The organism is Thiosocius teredinicola, from assembly GCF_002009425.1.
GTDB lineage: Bacteria > Pseudomonadota > Gammaproteobacteria > Chromatiales > Chromatiaceae > Thiosocius > Thiosocius teredinicola.
In genome coordinates, this window is sequence record NZ_CP019936.1 from 1018707 (window position 1) to 1035046 (window position 16340).

Annotated in this window: 21 protein-coding genes and 2 pseudogenes; 20 read left to right on the forward strand and 3 right to left on the reverse strand. The window is 53.9% G+C overall.

The window, feature by feature from the left end; translation table 11 throughout:
* Window positions 1–376 precede the first annotated feature (376 nt).
* The 6 genes and pseudogenes from B1781_RS04935 to B1781_RS04955 all read left to right on the forward strand — a co-directional run.
* The gene (locus B1781_RS04935; RefSeq protein ID WP_078118596.1) at window positions 377–742 is read left to right on the forward strand and encodes a hypothetical protein; all 366 of its coding nucleotides are present in this window, start codon (window positions 377–379) and stop codon (window positions 740–742) included.
* Between the two features lie 149 nt (window positions 743–891).
* Window positions 892–1350 carry a hypothetical protein gene (locus tag B1781_RS22875; protein ID WP_125931929.1) on the forward strand — a complete coding sequence of 153 codons (459 nt, stop codon included), beginning with the start codon at window positions 892–894 and terminating at the stop codon, window positions 1348–1350.
* A 147-nt stretch (window positions 1351–1497) separates the two neighbouring features.
* Window positions 1498–1653 carry a hypothetical protein gene (locus B1781_RS23110; RefSeq protein WP_164513255.1) on the forward strand — a complete coding sequence of 52 codons (156 nt, stop codon included), beginning with the start codon at window positions 1498–1500 and terminating at the stop codon, window positions 1651–1653.
* A 53-nt stretch (window positions 1654–1706) separates the two neighbouring features.
* Window positions 1707–2209: pseudogene (locus B1781_RS23395) on the forward strand (transposase); the annotation flags it as partial.
* Between the two features lie 62 nt (window positions 2210–2271).
* The gene (locus B1781_RS04950; protein WP_078118598.1) at window positions 2272–3309 is read left to right on the forward strand and encodes an IS110 family RNA-guided transposase; all 1038 of its coding nucleotides are present in this window, start codon (window positions 2272–2274) and stop codon (window positions 3307–3309) included.
* A gap of 209 nt (window positions 3310–3518) precedes the next feature.
* Window positions 3519–4124 (forward strand): annotated as a pseudogene (locus tag B1781_RS04955) (IS3 family transposase); the annotation flags it as partial.
* 73 nt (window positions 4125–4197) lie between these two features.
* Here B1781_RS04955 and B1781_RS23580 read toward each other — a convergent pair.
* Together B1781_RS23580 and B1781_RS04965 are read right to left on the reverse strand one after the other, a co-directional pair.
* Window positions 4198–4500 (reverse strand): type II toxin-antitoxin system RelE/ParE family toxin, encoded by a 303-nt coding sequence (locus B1781_RS23580; RefSeq protein ID WP_078118599.1) that lies wholly within the window; start codon window positions 4498–4500, stop codon window positions 4198–4200.
* A complete protein-coding gene (locus B1781_RS04965; RefSeq protein WP_078118600.1) occupies window positions 4500–4739 on the reverse strand; it encodes a type II toxin-antitoxin system ParD family antitoxin in 240 nt (79 codons plus the stop codon). The genes B1781_RS23580 and B1781_RS04965 overlap by 1 nt, the downstream gene beginning before the upstream one ends.
* Before the next feature lie 183 nt (window positions 4740–4922).
* Between B1781_RS04965 and B1781_RS04970 the strand changes: the two genes are divergently transcribed.
* The 6 genes from B1781_RS04970 to B1781_RS04995 all read left to right on the forward strand — a co-directional run bounded on the left by B1781_RS04970 (window position 4923) and on the right by B1781_RS04995 (window position 8642).
* Window positions 4923–5123, forward strand: coding sequence for a hypothetical protein (locus tag B1781_RS04970; RefSeq protein ID WP_078118601.1), 201 nt, complete (start codon window positions 4923–4925; stop codon window positions 5121–5123).
* 332 nt (window positions 5124–5455) lie between these two features.
* Window positions 5456–6025, forward strand: coding sequence for a hypothetical protein (locus B1781_RS04975; RefSeq protein WP_125931931.1), 570 nt, complete (start codon window positions 5456–5458; stop codon window positions 6023–6025).
* 129 nt (window positions 6026–6154) lie between these two features.
* Window positions 6155–6607 carry a protein tyrosine phosphatase family protein gene (locus B1781_RS04980; RefSeq protein WP_078118603.1) on the forward strand — a complete coding sequence of 151 codons (453 nt, stop codon included), beginning with the start codon at window positions 6155–6157 and terminating at the stop codon, window positions 6605–6607.
* A 642-nt stretch (window positions 6608–7249) separates the two neighbouring features.
* The gene (locus tag B1781_RS04985; RefSeq protein ID WP_078118604.1) at window positions 7250–7528 is read left to right on the forward strand and encodes a putative quinol monooxygenase; all 279 of its coding nucleotides are present in this window, start codon (window positions 7250–7252) and stop codon (window positions 7526–7528) included.
* A 167-nt stretch (window positions 7529–7695) separates the two neighbouring features.
* On the forward strand, window positions 7696–8070 hold the full coding sequence (locus B1781_RS04990; RefSeq protein ID WP_078118605.1) for a hypothetical protein: 375 nt from the start codon (window positions 7696–7698) through the stop codon (window positions 8068–8070).
* Between the two features lie 104 nt (window positions 8071–8174).
* Entirely contained in the window at window positions 8175–8642 is a 468-nt protein-coding gene (locus tag B1781_RS04995) for a hypothetical protein (RefSeq protein WP_078118606.1), read from the forward strand.
* A gap of 31 nt (window positions 8643–8673) precedes the next feature.
* On the opposite strand, the gene B1781_RS05000 is transcribed toward B1781_RS04995, so the two are convergent.
* On the reverse strand, window positions 8674–9630 hold the full coding sequence (locus B1781_RS05000; protein WP_078118607.1) for an IS30 family transposase: 957 nt from the start codon (window positions 9628–9630) through the stop codon (window positions 8674–8676).
* Between the two features lie 256 nt (window positions 9631–9886).
* Here B1781_RS05000 and B1781_RS05005 point away from each other — a divergent pair, with 256 nt between their 5' ends.
* From B1781_RS05005 to B1781_RS05045, 8 genes are all read left to right on the forward strand, one after another.
* Complete coding sequence (locus B1781_RS05005) at window positions 9887–10300, forward strand: hypothetical protein (protein ID WP_078118608.1); 414 nt, start codon at window positions 9887–9889, stop codon at window positions 10298–10300.
* 147 nt (window positions 10301–10447) lie between these two features.
* Window positions 10448–10807, forward strand: a complete 360-nt coding sequence (locus B1781_RS05010; protein ID WP_078118609.1) for a hypothetical protein — start codon at window positions 10448–10450, stop codon at window positions 10805–10807.
* Window positions 10808–10946: 139 nt separating this feature from the next.
* Entirely contained in the window at window positions 10947–11273 is a 327-nt protein-coding gene (locus B1781_RS05015; RefSeq protein WP_078118610.1) for a low molecular weight protein tyrosine phosphatase family protein, read from the forward strand.
* A 351-nt stretch (window positions 11274–11624) separates the two neighbouring features.
* Window positions 11625–12694, forward strand: a protein-coding gene (locus tag B1781_RS05020) for an IS3 family transposase (RefSeq protein ID WP_125931932.1) whose coding sequence is annotated in 2 segments (ribosomal slippage) — window positions 11625–11880 and window positions 11880–12694 — 1071 coding nt in all. Because the reading frame shifts where the segments join, the coding sequence is not laid out codon by codon here.
* Between the two features lie 153 nt (window positions 12695–12847).
* On the forward strand, window positions 12848–13192 hold the full coding sequence (locus tag B1781_RS05025; RefSeq protein WP_078118611.1) for a hypothetical protein: 345 nt from the start codon (window positions 12848–12850) through the stop codon (window positions 13190–13192).
* 1353 nt (window positions 13193–14545) lie between these two features.
* Window positions 14546–14938: a rhodanese-like domain-containing protein gene (locus B1781_RS05035; RefSeq protein ID WP_078118613.1), complete on the forward strand. Its 393-nt coding sequence runs from the start codon at window positions 14546–14548 to the stop codon at window positions 14936–14938.
* 174 nt (window positions 14939–15112) lie between these two features.
* Window positions 15113–15697, forward strand: a complete 585-nt coding sequence (locus B1781_RS05040) for a GNAT family N-acetyltransferase (protein ID WP_334223979.1) — start codon at window positions 15113–15115, stop codon at window positions 15695–15697.
* Between the two features lie 159 nt (window positions 15698–15856).
* A complete protein-coding gene (locus B1781_RS05045; RefSeq protein WP_078118615.1) occupies window positions 15857–16327 on the forward strand; it encodes a GIY-YIG nuclease family protein in 471 nt (156 codons plus the stop codon).
* Window positions 16328–16340 lie beyond the last annotated feature (13 nt).

The window sequence follows — 16340 nt, forward strand, 5'->3', positions numbered from 1 at the left end:
CGATTATTCGCGGTACGTGGTGGCGGTGGTGCTTGATGGCCCGTGGCCCATAATTAGCGAGCAATCGGGCGTATTGAGATATGGAGGTTGTTTCGCCGTGCTACTAGGAGAGTCAGTGCAAATCGTTACGCACGGTAAGTTCGAGGCCGTGCCCAATGGCAGGGAAGCGCTCACTCTGTTTGCTCCGTGCATTACCCCCTTTTTGGCCTCCGAGTTAACGCATTTCAAAAAGCATCTAACAAGTCGGTCAAGCCGCTCGCTTACGCTCACTCGGACGTTTGGTACTCCGCACCGTTTTGCGCATGGATTCGCCATATTTGCGCAACAGTCGCTCCGCACCAAACGCCGCTTACCTGGGCGTTATGTGTAGAAAGTGATGGATCGCGACCTCAGCCTGGAAAAAGAACTAATGGTGGCAATATCTGAGTTCGCGCCAAGAATCACGTGGGTTGAAGCAGCGTACGAGCTAGTTGCTAAAATTCCTGGGAAGGAAGTCACCGTAACTTGGCCATATCCGTTAATGGAAGTGTTTTTCGATTTCGTCGGGCCCGGTGACGAAAAATTTTCGGAATCAGTCGAGTTCTACGAAGGGGAAAGCTCGGCCGAATTAGCGGAGTACGTGGCAAACGTCGTAAGAAGGTTTTTGCTGCTGCCAGTTCGTATTCACACGAGAAAGGGTTGGCTGTCCGTAACCGAATTGCAGGTAGAAGAAAATGGCGGGTGGCAATGCGTGTTCGAGTGAAACACATAACAAGTCGTTCAAGCCGTTCGCTATGCTCACTCGGACGTTTGGTACTCCGCAGGCGCTTGCGCATGGCTACGCCATTTTTGCGCAGCGCCCGCTCCGAGCAAAGCGCCGCTTAACTGGGCGTTATGCGTAAAAGGAAGAATATGAAATTTCTAGTAATTGCGGTTTCGCTCAGCCTTGCCGGAGTGTGGCCCGCTATTTCCGCGCCGGGCGGTCGGATTCAGTCCGGCGCAATACCAATCACCAATAATTGTTCGCACTTTCTGGGCGAATGGAAGAGCGAAACGTTTAATCCTTATGGCAACTACACAAACATCCAAACGGCTGTCTATCGGCCCAATGGAAAATTGGAGTTGCATATTACTATCAAGAACGAAGATGGCACTATTCAAGAAGCACCGAAGGTCGTTCGAGATTGGTATTGCGATGGCACAGTTTACATTACGCGCAATGATCCAGAGGTTGAGGATGCTGGGCGAGAGAATGGCGCTGAGTTCAAGGTGTACCAGTTGCTTGGAACGTCGCCCAATTTAATACGTTATCGTACTGTGGTTGGGCATTCTCCAGGTGTCATCTTCACGTTGGAAAGAACTGGCAATTGAAAGCGCATAACAAGGCGTTCAAGCCGTTCGCTGCGCTCGCTCGGACGCCCAGCACTCCGCACCTTATTGCGCGTGGCTTCGCCATGTTCGCGCAAACGGCGCTCCGTGCTGGCCGCCGCTTAACCTGGCGTTAGGCGTAAAAACTGAATGAGCGAAGATAACAACAAAGAAGAGCTTCGGCGCGCTAGAAGAGAGTTCGAGAATGCCGCAAATAAGCTGCGATTTTTGCAGCAGCGGGAGCCGATCTACCAAAATGGCGCGTCTTTAGAACTTGAGGGAGCTGCACCTGTCGACTTCCCCTAATCTGAGACACGCGGGGTTGGAGTTTTCTGAGATTATTGGCTCAGGAGACGACCATGAAGAAATCACGATTTACCGAGACACAGATCGTATCGATGCTCAAAGAAGCGGATGCGGGCATGAAGGTTGAGGATCTGTGCCGCAAGCACGGGATCAGCTCGGCGACCTACTACAACTGGAAGAAGAAGTACGGCGGCATGGAAGCGGCAGAGATCAAACGCCTTAAGGAGCTGGAAGACGAGAATGCTCGACTCAAACGGATGTATGCGGATCAAAGCCTGGAGCTTCAGGCGGTCAAGGATCTGATCGTAAAAAAGGGTTGGTGACAGCAGAGAAGCGCGCAGTGGCAGTGGAGCTGGTTGAAACCGGTCTCTCGATCGCCAGAGCGTGCTGCATGATCGGCTTAAGTCGGGCCAGCTACTACCGTAAGCCAAAGGATTGGCGAGAGGCTGACTCTGCTGTCATTGACGCCATCAACGCGGTACTGAAGAAGGCGCCGCGTGCCGGATTCTGGAAATGCTATGCACGCATCCGGCGGCAGGGACATGAGTTCAATCACATGCTGTAATCGCTTCAGCCCTGCAATACTGACCGATGGGACAGTAAGCGGAGGACGAAGCGATGGCTATTACCTACGTAGGATTGGACGTCTCTCAGAAAGCGACGTCAATTTGCGTTATTGACGATGCAGGCGCAATTGTTTGGGAAGGATGCTGCCGTAGTCATCCAGAAGACATCATTGCGTCTGTCAAGAAACAAGCCTCTGGTGCACTCCGAGTTGGACTGGAGACTGGGCCACTGGCAGTTTGGCACTGGCATACACTGAAAGCGGCGGGTTTGCCGGTAGTCTGTTTGCATGCGCGGCATGTGCACGCTGCGATTGCGCTTCAGGTCAACAAGACAGATCGCAATGATGCGTACGCTCTGGCGCAGGTCGTCCGTGCAGGGTGGTTTCGAGCCGTCGACGTGAAGAGTCTGGATACGCATCGCATCCGGCTCGTGCTGACAGCGAGAAAGCGTGTTGTTTCGATGCGGTCTGCGTTGTACTCGCAGATCCGCGGCGTGTTGAAGACATTTGGGATTGTTTTGCCAGCTGGGAAAGGCAGCCGATTCGAACACGCGGTCCACCAAGCTATTGAGTCGGACGAGAGCTTGGAGCCTGTCATTGGTTCGCTGCTTGAGATCTGGCGATCGTTAACCGCTCAACTCCGTTTCTACAATCGTGCGGTTGACCAAATGGCCAAGGAAAGCGATATCTGTCAGCGATTGATGACGATCCCGGGCGTGGGCGTATTGACCGCGCTGGCGTTCATGACGGCGATAGATGATCCTAACCGATTCATGCGCTCCGCTGATGTTGGCCCTTATCTCGGCCTCACACCGCGACGCTACCAATCCGGAGAGGTGGATCGTGCAGGTCATATCTCAAAATGCGGTGACCGAATGGCGCGTACCCAACTTTTCGAAGCTGCGCATGTCATGATGACGCGGAGCGAGACGACATCGCCGCTACAGGTATGGGCAAATCAGCTGAGACGCAGAATCGGCGTCAAGAAGGCCAAGGTCGCGCTGGCCAGGCGGTTGGCTGTTGTGATGCATCGGATGTGGATCGACGGCACGTCATTCGATTGCGCGCTTGGCGAACCGATCGCTGCTTAGATGAGGTAAAGAAACAGTTCCCGAGTTCGTCGCCTGGGTCATTCCGAGACGCGCTTAATAGCCGACAGTGATCGGACTACGTCAATCACATAGGTAGGCCCAAGCGACATCTGGCACCATGTTGAGGCAGGCACACCTGACCTCGGAGACGACAACGAGCTCGAAGGAACTGATTCTGGCGATACTGGGGTTGACCGAGATCAGACGACAAGCGGGTTTATCGCGTGTATTGCCGGCTGGGCCTGAATCTTCCCAGGCGGGCCAAACGCAAGCTGCCGAAGCGCGAGCCCCGACCGCTGCAAGTCGACGCCGCCGTGAATAGTCAATGGGCGTTGGATTTCATGCATGACACGCTGTACTGCGGCAAGCGTTTCCGGACGTTAAACGTGATCGATGAGGGCACCCGCGAGTGCTTGGCGATCGAGGTGGACAGTTCGCTGCCGGCCGAACGGGTGATCCGGGTGCTAGAGCAACTGAAGGACGAGCGCGGTCTGCCCCAGCAGATACGCCTGGATAACGGTCCGGAACTGATCTCGGATGCCTTTGCCACTTGGTGCGAAGACAACAACATCGATCTGGCCTACATCGAGAAAGGCAAGCCGCAGCAGAACGGTTTTGCCGAGCGGTTCAACGGATCTATGCGGCGTGAGTTTCTCGACGCTTACCTGTTCGAAAGCCTGAGCCAGGTCCGGGAAATGGCTTGGCATTGGCGACTCGATTACAACGACGAGCGACCACATGAGAGTTTGGGCGATCTACCGCCCAGCGTGTACCGACGAAAACTCGAAAACTCCAGCTTACGACTGTCTCAGTAATCGGGGGGTGGACACATGGCTTCGCCATTGTTGCGCAAACGGCGCTCCGCACTGGCCGCCGCTTAACTTGGCGTTATGCCTTCAAAAGACGTGCTGAAACATTCATGCGTTTATGTAGTACGCGAATAATTTCAGGGCTTCGGTCGGAGCCAAGTTTGTAGAAGTTAAGATGGCTACCTACAGGGAGTACTCGATAGCCCGAGCGAATATGGTCACAGGGTTGGCCGAGTTCCGAATTTTCCGCCAAACGATGAAACGCTTGATCGAGTTCGGTCAGGTAGTTGTTTCGCTGCTCGTGGCCCCAGCTGCTTTCTGTGAATATTGCAATGCCTTTCAAGTCGGCTCGGGCTGCGGCCTTGATCCTAAATCGAGGCATCAATGATTTTCACTATCCAATTCCTCAATGAGGCCGCTGAGCGAGTAATCGACAAAGTCGCTTGCTTCGCCTTCATCAAGCATCTTTCGAAGGGTGGAAAGCTTGGTTTCTTCCTCCTCGAGCAAGCGCAGTCCGGCTCGAACAACCTCGCTGGTAGAGGCATAGCGGCCGCTTTCCAATTGCGCGGAAATGAAGGAGTCAAAATGTTCGCCGAGGGTGATGCTGGTGTTCTTGCTCATTGGGTAAATCCTCAATGGGTACCAATAATTGGTACTATAGGTGGGCATAACAAGGCGGTCAAGCCGTTCGCTATGCTCACTCGGACGTTTGGTACTCCGCGGCCGCTTGCGCATGGCTTCGCCATGTTTACGCAGCGCCCGCTCCGCACCAAACGCCGCTTACCTGGGCGTTAGGCATAAGAAATGAAATATCTGATTTCGTTCGAATCGAACCATTTCGATTTCGAATCAGAAGAAGAAAACCCAATCAATCCGATTCAGGGTAAGTCTGTCGGAGAATGGCTTGCGGCTCGGCTGAAGAATGCTGGTGCAGAAGTAGCAGGGGTCGAACCGGAAGATTGGGTTGGTACGTGGATGCAACGCTTGATGGAGAAAAGTACCTAATTGGCTTCAGTGCTACACCATGTAAAAGTGTCACTGCTAAACCCGAGGTTATGATCCAGCTTGAAAAATCGGGCTCGTTCTTCCATTCGTTTTTTGGTCGAAACAAGGTGGCGGAAGGAGATCGTCTCTTGGCCCTTATCGAACGGTGTATAAGGCAGGTGCCCGACATCACCAACTTGGAGGTTTCGAAAAATGCCTAACAAGGCGTTCAAGCCGCTCGCTATGCTCGCTCGGACGCTTTGCACTCCGCACCTGCTGCGCATGCCTTCGGCATCGTTGCGCAGCGGGCGCTCCGCGCAAAGCGCCGCTTAACTGGGCGTTAGCGCTTCTCAATGAAACGAAGGAAATTTTTATCCATAGCCGTTGGCGGGATGGTGCTCGTTGGCTTCGTGTATGTGGCCTACGTTTTTTCTGCTGCTTTGCGTCTGTCGGACAGAGCGGAGAACGAATCAATCATCTTAATCGAGTTACCAGAATTGAAGCCCGGCGTTATTACTACGGTATCAGTGGCGAATGAGAAATTGTTTGTGCTTAAGCCTACTGAGGAGCAGGTAGCCGCAATCAAAGCCCTCGATCCATTTGTGTCTGATAAATGGATAGATGCCTATCATGAGAATGTCGGGGCCTACGTGTATTGGGCATATAGCCCAAAATGGGATTGCCCTCTGGAACATAAGCCGCCAGCGCCTTCCGCGCTCACGCAACACGGAGTCGAAGGAGCGAAATGGCTCGGTGGGTACTGGGATTGGAGATGCGAGGTTAGCTTCGATTATGCGGGTCGTGCTATTAGCCGATACGAGTACACCTACAATGGCTACACCTGGAACGGAGAGGGTTTGAAAACGCCTAGGGTGTTTTCAAAGAACGGAGAAAATTATGCTGTTTCTGCGTATTTGCGCTAACAAGGCGTTCAAGCCGCTCGCTATCCTCGCTCGGACGCCCAGCACTCCACGCCGTGTTGCGTGTGGCTTCGCCATCTTCACGCAAACGGCGCTCCATGCTGGCCGCCGCTTAACTGGGCGTTATAACCAATGAGTCTCGAAGAGATAACAAACTACAGAGAGATATCGGAACGATTGGCATCGTCTGGCCAGCCCCACGAAATGCAGTTCAAAGAAGTTGCTGTAGCAGGTTTCGAAGTGGTCATCAATCTTGCGATGCCGAACTCAGAAAACGCGATACCCGAAGAGGGCTACATAGTAACGGCCAGAAAAATGGCATACGTACACCTCGCCGTACCGTTCGAAGCGCCTACCGTCGAGCATCTGAGATCATTTTTCGCTCTTATGCAGGCATTCGAGTCAAGAAAATGTTGGGTTCACTGTGTCGTGAACTACCGGGTGTCCGCCTTCCTGTATCAATATTTTCGATTGGTCCGGCGCATGGATGAAGAAGAAGCGAGAAAAGTCGTGCTGGAGGAATGGAAGCCCAATGAGGTATGGCAAGAATTCATGGCGCTGGAAGCCAAAGATGTTTGGTTATAACAAGTCGGTCAAGCCGCTCGCCTGCGGCTCGCTCGGACATTCAGTACTCCGCACCTGCTCGGGCATGGCTTCGCCATTGTTTCCCGAGCAAGCGCTCCGTACTGAATGCCGCTTACCTAGGCGTTAGATGCGCGCAAAAGAAAATGAATGCTGGCAAGCCCGTGCCAGTAAATTGGCTGCTGTGTAGCGAGCGAGTTTCGTTATCCCGCAGTAGCGGCTAAAGTGAGCGATTCGAGGCCGCTTTCTTTGTCGGTCAGCGATTATTCGCGGTACGTGGTTGCGGTGTATGCTGATAGCCCGTGGCCCATAATTAGCGAGCGCTTGCGAGATTTTGAATATGGAGGTTGTTTCGCTGTGCCAATAGGAACGTCAGTGCCAATCGTCGAGCGCGGCCATTTCGCGGCCGTGCTCAATGCCAAGCATGCGAGCATTCGTTGTGCTCCGAGCAGCAAACGCTTTTTGGCTTCCGAGTTAACGCATTTCCAAAAGCATCTAACAAGTCGGTCAAGCCGCTCGCTAACGCTCACTCGGACGTTCAGCACTCCGCACCTGCTCGGGTATGGCTTCGCCATCGTTTCCCGAGCAGGCGCTCCGTGCTAAACGCCGCTTAACTGGGCGTTAGGCGTTCATAGAGGTCAGGTCATGGCAAAGGTCGTATTAGAGGGAATTATCGATGTACCGGAGAACGATCTAGAAGAAGTACTTAATGAGCTGCCGAAACACATCGAGTTAACGCGAAGAGAAGAAGGCTGCCTCGTGTTTCGGGTGGATAGAGATGCAGAAAATAGCTCGCGGTTTCGCGTCTACGAAGAGTTTACGAGCAGGCAAGCTTTCGAGGTGCATCAGGATAGGGTAAGGGCTTCTCGCTGGGGGAGAGTTGCTGTGAATGTGCGAAGAAACTACAAAGTGTCAGAGGGCTGAGGTGAAGCGAAGAATCCGGTACGCGCCTAACAAGGCGTTCAAGCCGCTCGCTATGCTCGCTCGGACGCTTTGCACTCCGCACCTGCTGCGCATGCCTTCGGCATTGTTGCGCAGCAAGCGCTCCGCGCAAAGCGCCGCTTAACTGGGCGTTAGCCTGAAGAACGGACATGAAGTATTTGGCGTTGATTGCAGCTTTGGCGTTATCTGCCTGCGAAAGTAGTACCGAATGGAGTGATCCGCCCTATGAGGTAGTGTGGATTGACGTCGAAAGCAACAGATCGCTCTTTTTCAGCCTGGGAGATGGTGGCCTACTTGGTCGAGTAGATCCTGAGATCATAGCGGTTGGGAGTAATGATAGGTACGTAGTTGCAAAACAACAAAGCCCAGGCGCAAAAACAACTTTGTACTACTACATCGCAAAGTTCAATGATGGAGCGAAGCTCAATGGCCAAGAGATTACCGAAGGGCCGTTTACGGCCGAGGAGTTTGAAGCATTGTCGCAAAAGCTAGGTTTGCCCGCGTTCTCTCGCGAGTTCCCGTAGAAGGCTAACAAGTTGGTCAAGCCGTTCGCTACGCTCACTCGGACATTCAGCACTCCGCACTTGCTCGGGTTTGGCTTCGCCATTTTCCCCCGAGCAAGCACTCCATGCTGAATGCCGCTTACCTTGGCGTTAGATGCTATACGGTGAAACAGGGCCCCGTGCTTAAAAACGTTTTCATCGCAGCTGCGCTCGCAGCGTTGGTCGCTTACTATTTCGCGAGTCCGCGTTTTAGCGAACTCGCTTTTGGCGAGCCAGCGCTGAGTATCGAAGTCCTTGATTTCGATTCGAAGGTTGTCGATAACCTTTTCAAATCTGAATATTCGTGGCTGTTAGATATCAGCATCAATGAAGCGCAGTTGTGGTTGGAGAGATTGCAGTTGGGGCCTTACGATGCAGAAGCTGATGGCATGTCACACGTCCCTGAGTACCTGGCAAGAAAATTTGAAAACCTGAAACTACAAGTCGGCAGCTCCGCACTCTACTACCTAGGGGTGGGGGCTAATGGTCGAGAGCACTATCTTGTGGTGTTCGCTAATAGGAAAATGGCAATCTACTATGTGTCAACAGTGTAGGGCACCTAGTATCAAGTTTAAAGTGCAACGATCAGGCGATGCCATCGAAAAGTTCCTCCGGGGTGCGATAGCCATGTCGTTTTCTCGGTCTAGCGTTGATTTGCAAGGCGATGTCGTTGCACTGCTGCTGAGTGAGACCGGCCATGCTGGTTTGCTTCGGTAGATACTGGCGAATGAGGCCGTTGGTGTTTTCATTGGTGCCGCGCTCCCAAGAGTGGTGAGGTGTTGCAAAGTAGAAACGGACGCCTGTTGTCTTCTCGATATCGCGGTAACCGTGGAATTCAGTACCGTTATCGGCGGTGATGGTTTTCATGTGGTAGCCGTGCGCATCGATGAGGGGTATTACACAGCGGTTCAAGGCCTCTTTGGTCCGGTCTTTGAGTTTGCCGATGATGAGGTAGCCGGTTTTGCGCTCGACCAGGGTAACGATGCAATCCTTGGTGTCGTGACCCATGACGGTATCGATCTCCCAGTGACCGATGGTGCGCCTTGCCTCGACGCTAGCCGGTCGTTCACTGATGTGGCGTTTGCCCGCCAGGCGACCGCGGCTATCGTAGGCACGGTAGCGCTTACGTCGGTGCTTAGAAGCGCCGCGAAGGTGTCGGTACAGCGTGCCACCCGCGGCCCTGTTGGCCCAGATGTGCTTATAGATGGTTTCGTGGCTGATCAAGAGGATGCAGTGACGGCGCAGGAAGCCGGCAATTTGTTCAGGACTCCAGCGCTGGCACAGGTAGCGATGAACAATGGCGAAGTGGTCGGCATTGAACTGGGTGTTGCGTCGAGAGTGCGAGCGGCGATGGCGGCTTCGGCCATCGGCCCTGAAAGGCCGGTAATGTCCATCGTTGGGACAAGCATTACGCCGCAGTTCTCGGGAGATGGTGCTGGGCGATCTGCCGAGCTGTCGGGCAATGTGCGCTTGTGACAGGCCTTGCTTACGCAGCGCAGAGAGCATATACCTCTCTCCAGAGGTGAGCTGGTGATACATCATGGCTGATTCCCTTTACTTGCCGGTTCAGAGAAGCAGTCAGTATCCCAGGTCACCTCGCTTATTTCTGGGAGCGTTGCAGTTACTATATGAATTCGCGGCATCTAACAAGGCGTTCAAGCCGCTCGCTAAGCTCGCTCGGACGCTTTGCACTCCGCACCTGCTGCGCATGCCTTCGGCATCGTTGCGCAACAGGCGCTCCGCGCAGAGCGCCGCTTAACTGGGCGTTATGCAAATCAATTCGATAAGGAAATGCGAAATGGAAAAAATCATCTACGTAAAAGCCTATTTTCTACCGGTCGGAAAGGAGGTCACGGTAAAAGTGCCCACTGGAGAAACAAAGAAGGGGCTATTTGGTGGCGATAAGGAAGTAACGCGAAAAGAAAAAAGGTGGCAGCAAACTGGTTGGTCTGATTGCGAGATAGATGGCGAAAGGTTGGCCAACGATCTACAGAAAGCGGTTAGCTCATTGAATCACGATGGGTACGCAGTGAAGTCCATAACGCCACTCACATCAGGGGCGTATCACTACCAGTACCAAGCTGAAGGTATACGTAGTTCGCCCCGGATTTTAGGCAGCACCGAAGCGGTGGAGGGTGGTGCTGGCTTTGGGTACGGCTACGGGTACTCTTACACAGATTCGCTGCTCGTTCATGCGGCGAAAAATGCATAACAAGTCGTTCAAGCCGCTCGCTATGCTCGCTCGGACGCTTTGCACTCCGTACCCGCTGCGCATGCCTTCGGCATTGTTGCGCAGCTGGCGCTCCGCGCAAAGCGCCGCTTAACTGAGCGTTAGGCAAAACAAGAATAAGGAAGAAGAATGAGCGAGGAAACTATTACCCTGTACCGTCCCACAGGTCCTGAGGAGTTGAAGCTCGTATCGGATAGCGGGTATCGAAAATGGCCGCCCAGGCTTCCCGAGCAGCCTATCTTCTATCCGGTAACGAATGAGCGGTACGCAAAAGAAATTGCAACAAAATGGAACATGGCGGATAGCAAAGTGGGTTACGTAACTCGTTTCGAAGTACGCAAGGCTTTCATGGATCGGTACAGCATCGAACAAGTTGGAGCGTCGCACCACACAGAATGGTGGGTTCCTGCAGAAGAGCTTGAAGAACTGAACAAAAATATTGTGGGGCTTATAGAGGTGATCAGTGAGTACAGGGAGAGCGATACCTAACAAGTCGTTCAAGCCGTTCGCTATGCTCACTCGGACATTCAGCACTCCGCACTTGCTCAGGCATGGCTACGCCATTTTGCCCGAGCAAGCGCTCCGTGCTGACTGCCGCTTAACCTGGCGTTAGGTGAATAAAGGGAAAATGCAACATCTTCTGTTTGTCTGTAGCGAGTGCCGGTTACGTAGCCCTACGGCGGAAGAAGTGTTCTCAAAATATGACGGCATCAAAGCTCTGTCCGCTGGAACAAATGCAGACGCAGAAACACCACTAAGTGGCGATTCGGTTGAATGGGCAGATATCGTTTTGGTAATGGAAAAGGCTCATCGAAATAAGGTGTCGAAGAAGTACAAAGAGTTGCTGAAGGGCAAGAAACTGGTGGTTCTTGATATTCCCGATAACTACGAGCGAATGCAGCCAGAGCTGATTCGGTTGCTTCAAGCTAAGGTGTCAAGGCACATCCGACTATGAGGCAACACCTAACAAGTCGTTCAAGCCGTTCGCTGCGCTCACTCGGACGCCCAGCACTCCGCGCCGTTTTGCGCATGGCTTCGCCATCGTTGCGCAAACGGCGCTCCGCACTGGCCGCCGCTTAACTGGGCGTTAGGTGCAGAAGAAAATTGTGTTTCTTGCAATCAAGGCAGTTGCGGAAACTACGGCGCACTCGGCCGAGCGCAGCGGCGGAATTGCCGGTGCAGTGCTAGTCCTCATCGAAGCGCGCCGCTCGATAGCGAAATGAGATCGGTGTTGACCGTACCCCCGTAATCCGAGCCATGCGTGGTGTGGGATTTCCTTGTATTTTGACCCCAAGGAGGTCCCAAGATGAAGCGCAAGCGCTACACAGAAGAACAGATTATCTCGATCCTCAAGGAGCACCAGGCCGGAGCCTCAGTGCCAGACCTGGCCCGTCGCCACGGGATCGTGGAGAACACGATCTACCGCTGGAAATCGAAGTACGGCGGCATGGAGGTCTCGGAAGCCAAGCGGCTGCGGGACCTTGAGCAGGAGAATGCCAAGCTCAAGCGCCTGCTGGCTGAGGCTGAGCTCGACAAAGCCGCGCTCAAGGAGTTGGTGGAGGGAAAGTGGTGACGGCTGCGCAACGGCGACGGGCCGTAGAACACCTCAAGGATCGCCGTTTCAGTGAACGTCGTGCTTGCCGTGTCGTCGGTTTTAGCCGTTCTGCCATCTGGTCGCCGCTGAAAGGTTGCGATGATACGGGCCTGCGCGAGAGGCTCAAGATGTTGGCCGAGCAATACCCTCGCTATGGTTACCCGACGCTGCATGACATGCTGAGGGCCGCCGGTCACGTGATGAATCACAAACGGACCTACCGGATCTACCGCGAAGAAGGGCTGCAGGTGCGCACCAAGCGCCGTAAGAAGCTGACGAGGCCGCGTGTGCCGATGCTGGTACCAGACAAGGTTAATCAGCGCTGGTCGATGGATTTCGTCTCGGATCAGCTAGCCAATGGGCGGCGCTTCCGCGTCCTCAACGTCGTCGACGATTACTCCCGAGAGTGCGTACTGCAGATCGTCGACACATCGATCTCCGGACACCGGGTTGCTCGTGCTCTTGATCAGCTGAGCAGGCCGTTACCGAAAACCATCGTTGTCGACAATGGCCCAGAGTTCACGTCAAAGGCAATGTTCTTTTGGGCGAAGCGTGCCAAGGTGACGCCGCATTTCATTCAACCCGGCAGGCCCACCCAGAACGCGTTCGTCGAGAGCTTCAACGGCAAGTTCCGAGACTACTGTCTCGATCTGAATTGGTTCGCTAGCTTGGAGGACGCGCGCGAAACGATCGATGCCTGGCGAGACCACTACAACGATATCGGGCCACACCGATCACTGGGCAAGAAACCACCAGCCGTGTTCGCTCAGGAAGTGGCCTGATATGCTCAGACTCCCACATCAAACGTGGCTCACTCTCAGGGGTACGGTCAATGCAATCGCAGGTGAGAAGGCATACAAGCGTGCTGGATCATCAGAATGAGAGCCACGCCATCTGGGTGCGAAAAGCGTTCGGTAGATTGGCGAGGAAACACAATGATAGTTGAAATCGGTGAATATGTTCACGTTATTTACAGGGCTTTGTACGAGAACTCTGGTCGTCGTCATTTTGTCGGAGAGGTGCTTGCGACGGAGAGTGCGGTATGTCGTATCGAGGGATACGTGTTTGTTTATGACCAGAAAACCGGCGTGTTCACCAAGAAGGCTGAAAAGCGCGTGACGGTGATCGATCTATCAGAATCCGGCTACATTGTTAACTTAATCGATCGTACGGTTGTGCTCGAAGATATCGTTTACAAATATGAGCAAGCAATCGGGTTAGTGGCGACAGACGGGAAAGGCTTTTCACTGAACATCAATGAATTTGGTGCTAAGAGCTGATTGCATGTCACCGGTAAGGCAGGGTGATCTTCCCGCTGGATGGGTTCGCTTGGGCGCTTGGTGCGCGATGTCTCGTGACGCTTGCCTACGTCATTGCTGTCCAAAGATCGCCCTTAGAGATGCCGTTTGGCAAAGATAATGCTGAAGTGCAACAACGATGCATGGAGGTCTGTCTTGTTGGCTGAAAAGCCATTCAAATGATAGGTGTCTCCACACGGCGGCCGCTGATTCGCCCGAAGGGTCTTCACGGTCAAAGTACTTGGTTCGGAATGGTTTGAGCTAAGCTGCGTTGACAAGTGATCGCTTGATTTTTGAACGCTGTTCTCCCTGGATTCTGATATCAGGGCTTCTGCGCCTTATCGTGCTTGAGATACTTCGGCAAACGACAAGAAAGAGGATGAGTCTTCGGGCTCGGGAATCTTGTGCCGGGAGGCCTATAAGTCGCCTTGCTTCCCGGTAGATCGCGCTGCGACGAGCGCGTGCCCGGTGGTTCGTAGTATTGGGTGGAGGGGCAAACGTAGGATGGAATGGTCGTCCTTGCATTCCGTTCCGGCCTAAACAAAACGCTCCGGATAACCCCGCAACCGCCCGACTGGCAGGTGGTTCGGAACTTGTCACACATGGCTTGGTCATGGTGCCGCAAATATCTCTATGTGCTGGTTTTGTGTTTAGAAACGGATGGCCTGCTTGAACGCCAGGCATGACGAAGCCCCGCCGGCATCCTTGTCAGCGGGGCTTCGTAGGAATTCGCAATCAACCATTCCTTGGTCTTTCGTTGCAACGTTCCCTGTCAACACTAACGATACAGTCGACGTGGCCGCGTGACAAATCGCCTCGTTCCTCAACTCCTCTATCCATTCATGCAACTTGAGAACAGCGGGCCGGTTGCGCAGGTTGTCGTATTCGCTTCATGCCGCACTCTGTATTCTTCAGTGAGTGCAGATTGACTAGCTTCGGATGCCACGCGGCGAGCGTCGATGCTCGGTGCCTAGCGGTTTCGCCGAAGTTGAAGATGGAAGGGGGAATCGGGGCCATTGACGCCTCAGACGTGTTCCTCTTGGGGGGCACACGGAATCTGTCGCGAGCATGCGGGTGGCTGGCAGTGAATCACATCTTCCGGTGCAAGGGCGGTGTGCCGACACTTCGAAAGTCGGATCTGCAGAAGAATAAGCTCTCAGAGTTGATCCTTTATGCCGGACCGGAGTGTAATGGCTCAACAGCACGTGCCGCGATCTGGTGTGTAGAGTGACTTCTTCAGTTTGATCGCCGTTCGCGCCGGGACGCGCGTCTTGCGGAGACCTGCGAATCGATTAGTCCCCGACGCTGATGCTAGACACATAGGGTGAACCGAAAATGATCGATCAGGTGGATTTTTATGCGGCCAAGCTGCGTTTCGAAACCGATTCTGCAGACCTGTTCGCGGCGTTACAAAGCTCAGCAAACATAGCGGTAATTGATGCACGCTCGGTAGAGGCATACGAGCGCGAACATATCCCGTCAGCAATCAATATCCCCCACCGAACGATGACCGAAGAGACCACGGTGCATCTTGATAAGGGCGTGACCTACGTTACCTATTGCGATGGCATTGGCTGCAATGCCTCGACAAAGGGTGCGCTCAACATGGCTAAGCTGGGTTTCGACGTGAAGGAGTTGATGGGTGGACTTGATTGGTGGAAACGCGATGGCTATGCCACTGAGGGTCTGGAGGGTAGGGAAGGGCAACTCGTCTCATGCGGTTGCTAGAACCGGGTGCATCGGACGGGTGCTTCGAGCCTGCTGCTGTGTAGAAGCAAGTCGTTGGATTGCTTCTGGCCACACCGGATAGTAGCTATCGCAATACTCAACGCTGAATGAAAATTCGCAAGTGCGGCAAGGACACAACGTGAAGTGCTAAGAGACTACGACGAAAGGGACTACGTGGCGTGCGAAGCCTTGGTCAACGAGGCTTGGGAGTTCGACCGAAACTTTCGACCGCCATCGCTGGCCGGGCTGGCTCGTAGGATCTATACACGCGGGTCCCTGCTGGAAAGCAATTACAGGCGCGTGGTCGAGGAAGACGGTGCGGTCGTTGGGTTCTTGTTCGGTTACAACGAGTCCGGGAGTCGGGTGAGGAGGAACACGCTGTTTGCGTTATCAATATTCGGGCGCCTTTTCTGCTTGAAAGGCCTGCCTTTCAAGCACAAGAGAACATTTCTTGCTGCAATCTATAACCACGGCTTGAACAGGTCTCGCGTGGTCAAGGGCAAGCGCAGCGAGATCGTGTTATTCGTGGTGAAACGCGATCGTCAGGGGAAAGGGTACGGTAAGCGCCTGGTGTCCGATTTCTTGTCGCATTGTAGGGCTGCGGGTGTCGAGACAGTGGTTGTCGAGACAAATAGCTCCGGCGCAAGCGGTTTCTACGAGCATCAGGGTTTCGTGCATATCGGCGACTTCGATTCTCCACTTCATGAGTATGCGGCACCGGGCGGACAGGCATGCATGTACCAGCGGGCATTGAGCTGACTCTGTCTGGCAAGTCAGCGGGGCAGTCTTTAGGTTGAGCTGCGTAAGCGGCGGTGTGCCGCTATTAGATCTGTATCGATGATCAATGCGTCGCCAGACATGTGGTACGTCCAATACTCGGTGTCGAGATTTCACGATACGTCATAACCCGAGGCAAACATGACGTCAGACCCTGGCACGTATGTTCTGGTATTACATTGCCGGGCTGCGGCATCCGTACAGGTCGGTCGATGGGGCGATCTGCGACTGCACCGCGGCTACTATCTCTATGTCGGCAGTGCGTTCGGGCCGGGTGGTGTACGTGCCCGGGTTGGCAGACACTGTCGCAATGAGAAGTCCCTGCACTGGCATATTGATTACCTGCGCGCATACGCCAAGCTGGTAAATGTTTGGCTGACCTACGACGTGCGTCGACGGGAGCATCAGTGGGCGACCGTCCTTGGCCAGGACGACCGCGTGCAGCCGATACCGGGTTTCGGTTGCACGGATTGTGACTGCGAGTCTCATCTTTTCTACACGAATCATAGGCCCGTGCTGGCGCAGTTTTCGCTGAGTTCCGAGGGCGGACTTGAATGCTTGACCTGCACAGACTTTGCGGATGTGTCCGCCCGATCACCAAGCTGCAGGTAAGCGCCGTGCGGCG

Coding starts and splice junctions, on each gene's coding strand:
- B1781_RS04935 (WP_078118596.1), top strand. CDS start 377: ATGGATCGCGACCTCAGCCTGGAAAAAGAACTAATGGTGGCAATATCT.
- B1781_RS22875 (WP_125931929.1), top strand. CDS start 892: ATGAAATTTCTAGTAATTGCGGTTTCGCTCAGCCTTGCCGGAGTGTGG.
- B1781_RS23110 (WP_164513255.1), top strand. CDS start 1,498: ATGAGCGAAGATAACAACAAAGAAGAGCTTCGGCGCGCTAGAAGAGAG.
- B1781_RS04950 (WP_078118598.1), top strand. CDS start 2,272: ATGGCTATTACCTACGTAGGATTGGACGTCTCTCAGAAAGCGACGTCA.
- B1781_RS23580 (WP_078118599.1), bottom strand. CDS start 4,500: ATGCCTCGATTTAGGATCAAGGCCGCAGCCCGAGCCGACTTGAAAGGC.
- B1781_RS04965 (WP_078118600.1), bottom strand. CDS start 4,739: ATGAGCAAGAACACCAGCATCACCCTCGGCGAACATTTTGACTCCTTC.
- B1781_RS04970 (WP_078118601.1), top strand. CDS start 4,923: ATGAAATATCTGATTTCGTTCGAATCGAACCATTTCGATTTCGAATCA.
- B1781_RS04975 (WP_125931931.1), top strand. CDS start 5,456: ATGAAACGAAGGAAATTTTTATCCATAGCCGTTGGCGGGATGGTGCTC.
- B1781_RS04980 (WP_078118603.1), top strand. CDS start 6,155: ATGAGTCTCGAAGAGATAACAAACTACAGAGAGATATCGGAACGATTG.
- B1781_RS04985 (WP_078118604.1), top strand. CDS start 7,250: ATGGCAAAGGTCGTATTAGAGGGAATTATCGATGTACCGGAGAACGAT.
- B1781_RS04990 (WP_078118605.1), top strand. CDS start 7,696: ATGAAGTATTTGGCGTTGATTGCAGCTTTGGCGTTATCTGCCTGCGAA.
- B1781_RS04995 (WP_078118606.1), top strand. CDS start 8,175: ATGCTGAATGCCGCTTACCTTGGCGTTAGATGCTATACGGTGAAACAG.
- B1781_RS05000 (WP_078118607.1), bottom strand. CDS start 9,630: ATGATGTATCACCAGCTCACCTCTGGAGAGAGGTATATGCTCTCTGCG.
- B1781_RS05005 (WP_078118608.1), top strand. CDS start 9,887: ATGGAAAAAATCATCTACGTAAAAGCCTATTTTCTACCGGTCGGAAAG.
- B1781_RS05010 (WP_078118609.1), top strand. CDS start 10,448: ATGAGCGAGGAAACTATTACCCTGTACCGTCCCACAGGTCCTGAGGAG.
- B1781_RS05015 (WP_078118610.1), top strand. CDS start 10,947: ATGCAACATCTTCTGTTTGTCTGTAGCGAGTGCCGGTTACGTAGCCCT.
- B1781_RS05025 (WP_078118611.1), top strand. CDS start 12,848: ATGATAGTTGAAATCGGTGAATATGTTCACGTTATTTACAGGGCTTTG.
- B1781_RS05035 (WP_078118613.1), top strand. CDS start 14,546: ATGATCGATCAGGTGGATTTTTATGCGGCCAAGCTGCGTTTCGAAACC.
- B1781_RS05045 (WP_078118615.1), top strand. CDS start 15,857: ATGACGTCAGACCCTGGCACGTATGTTCTGGTATTACATTGCCGGGCT.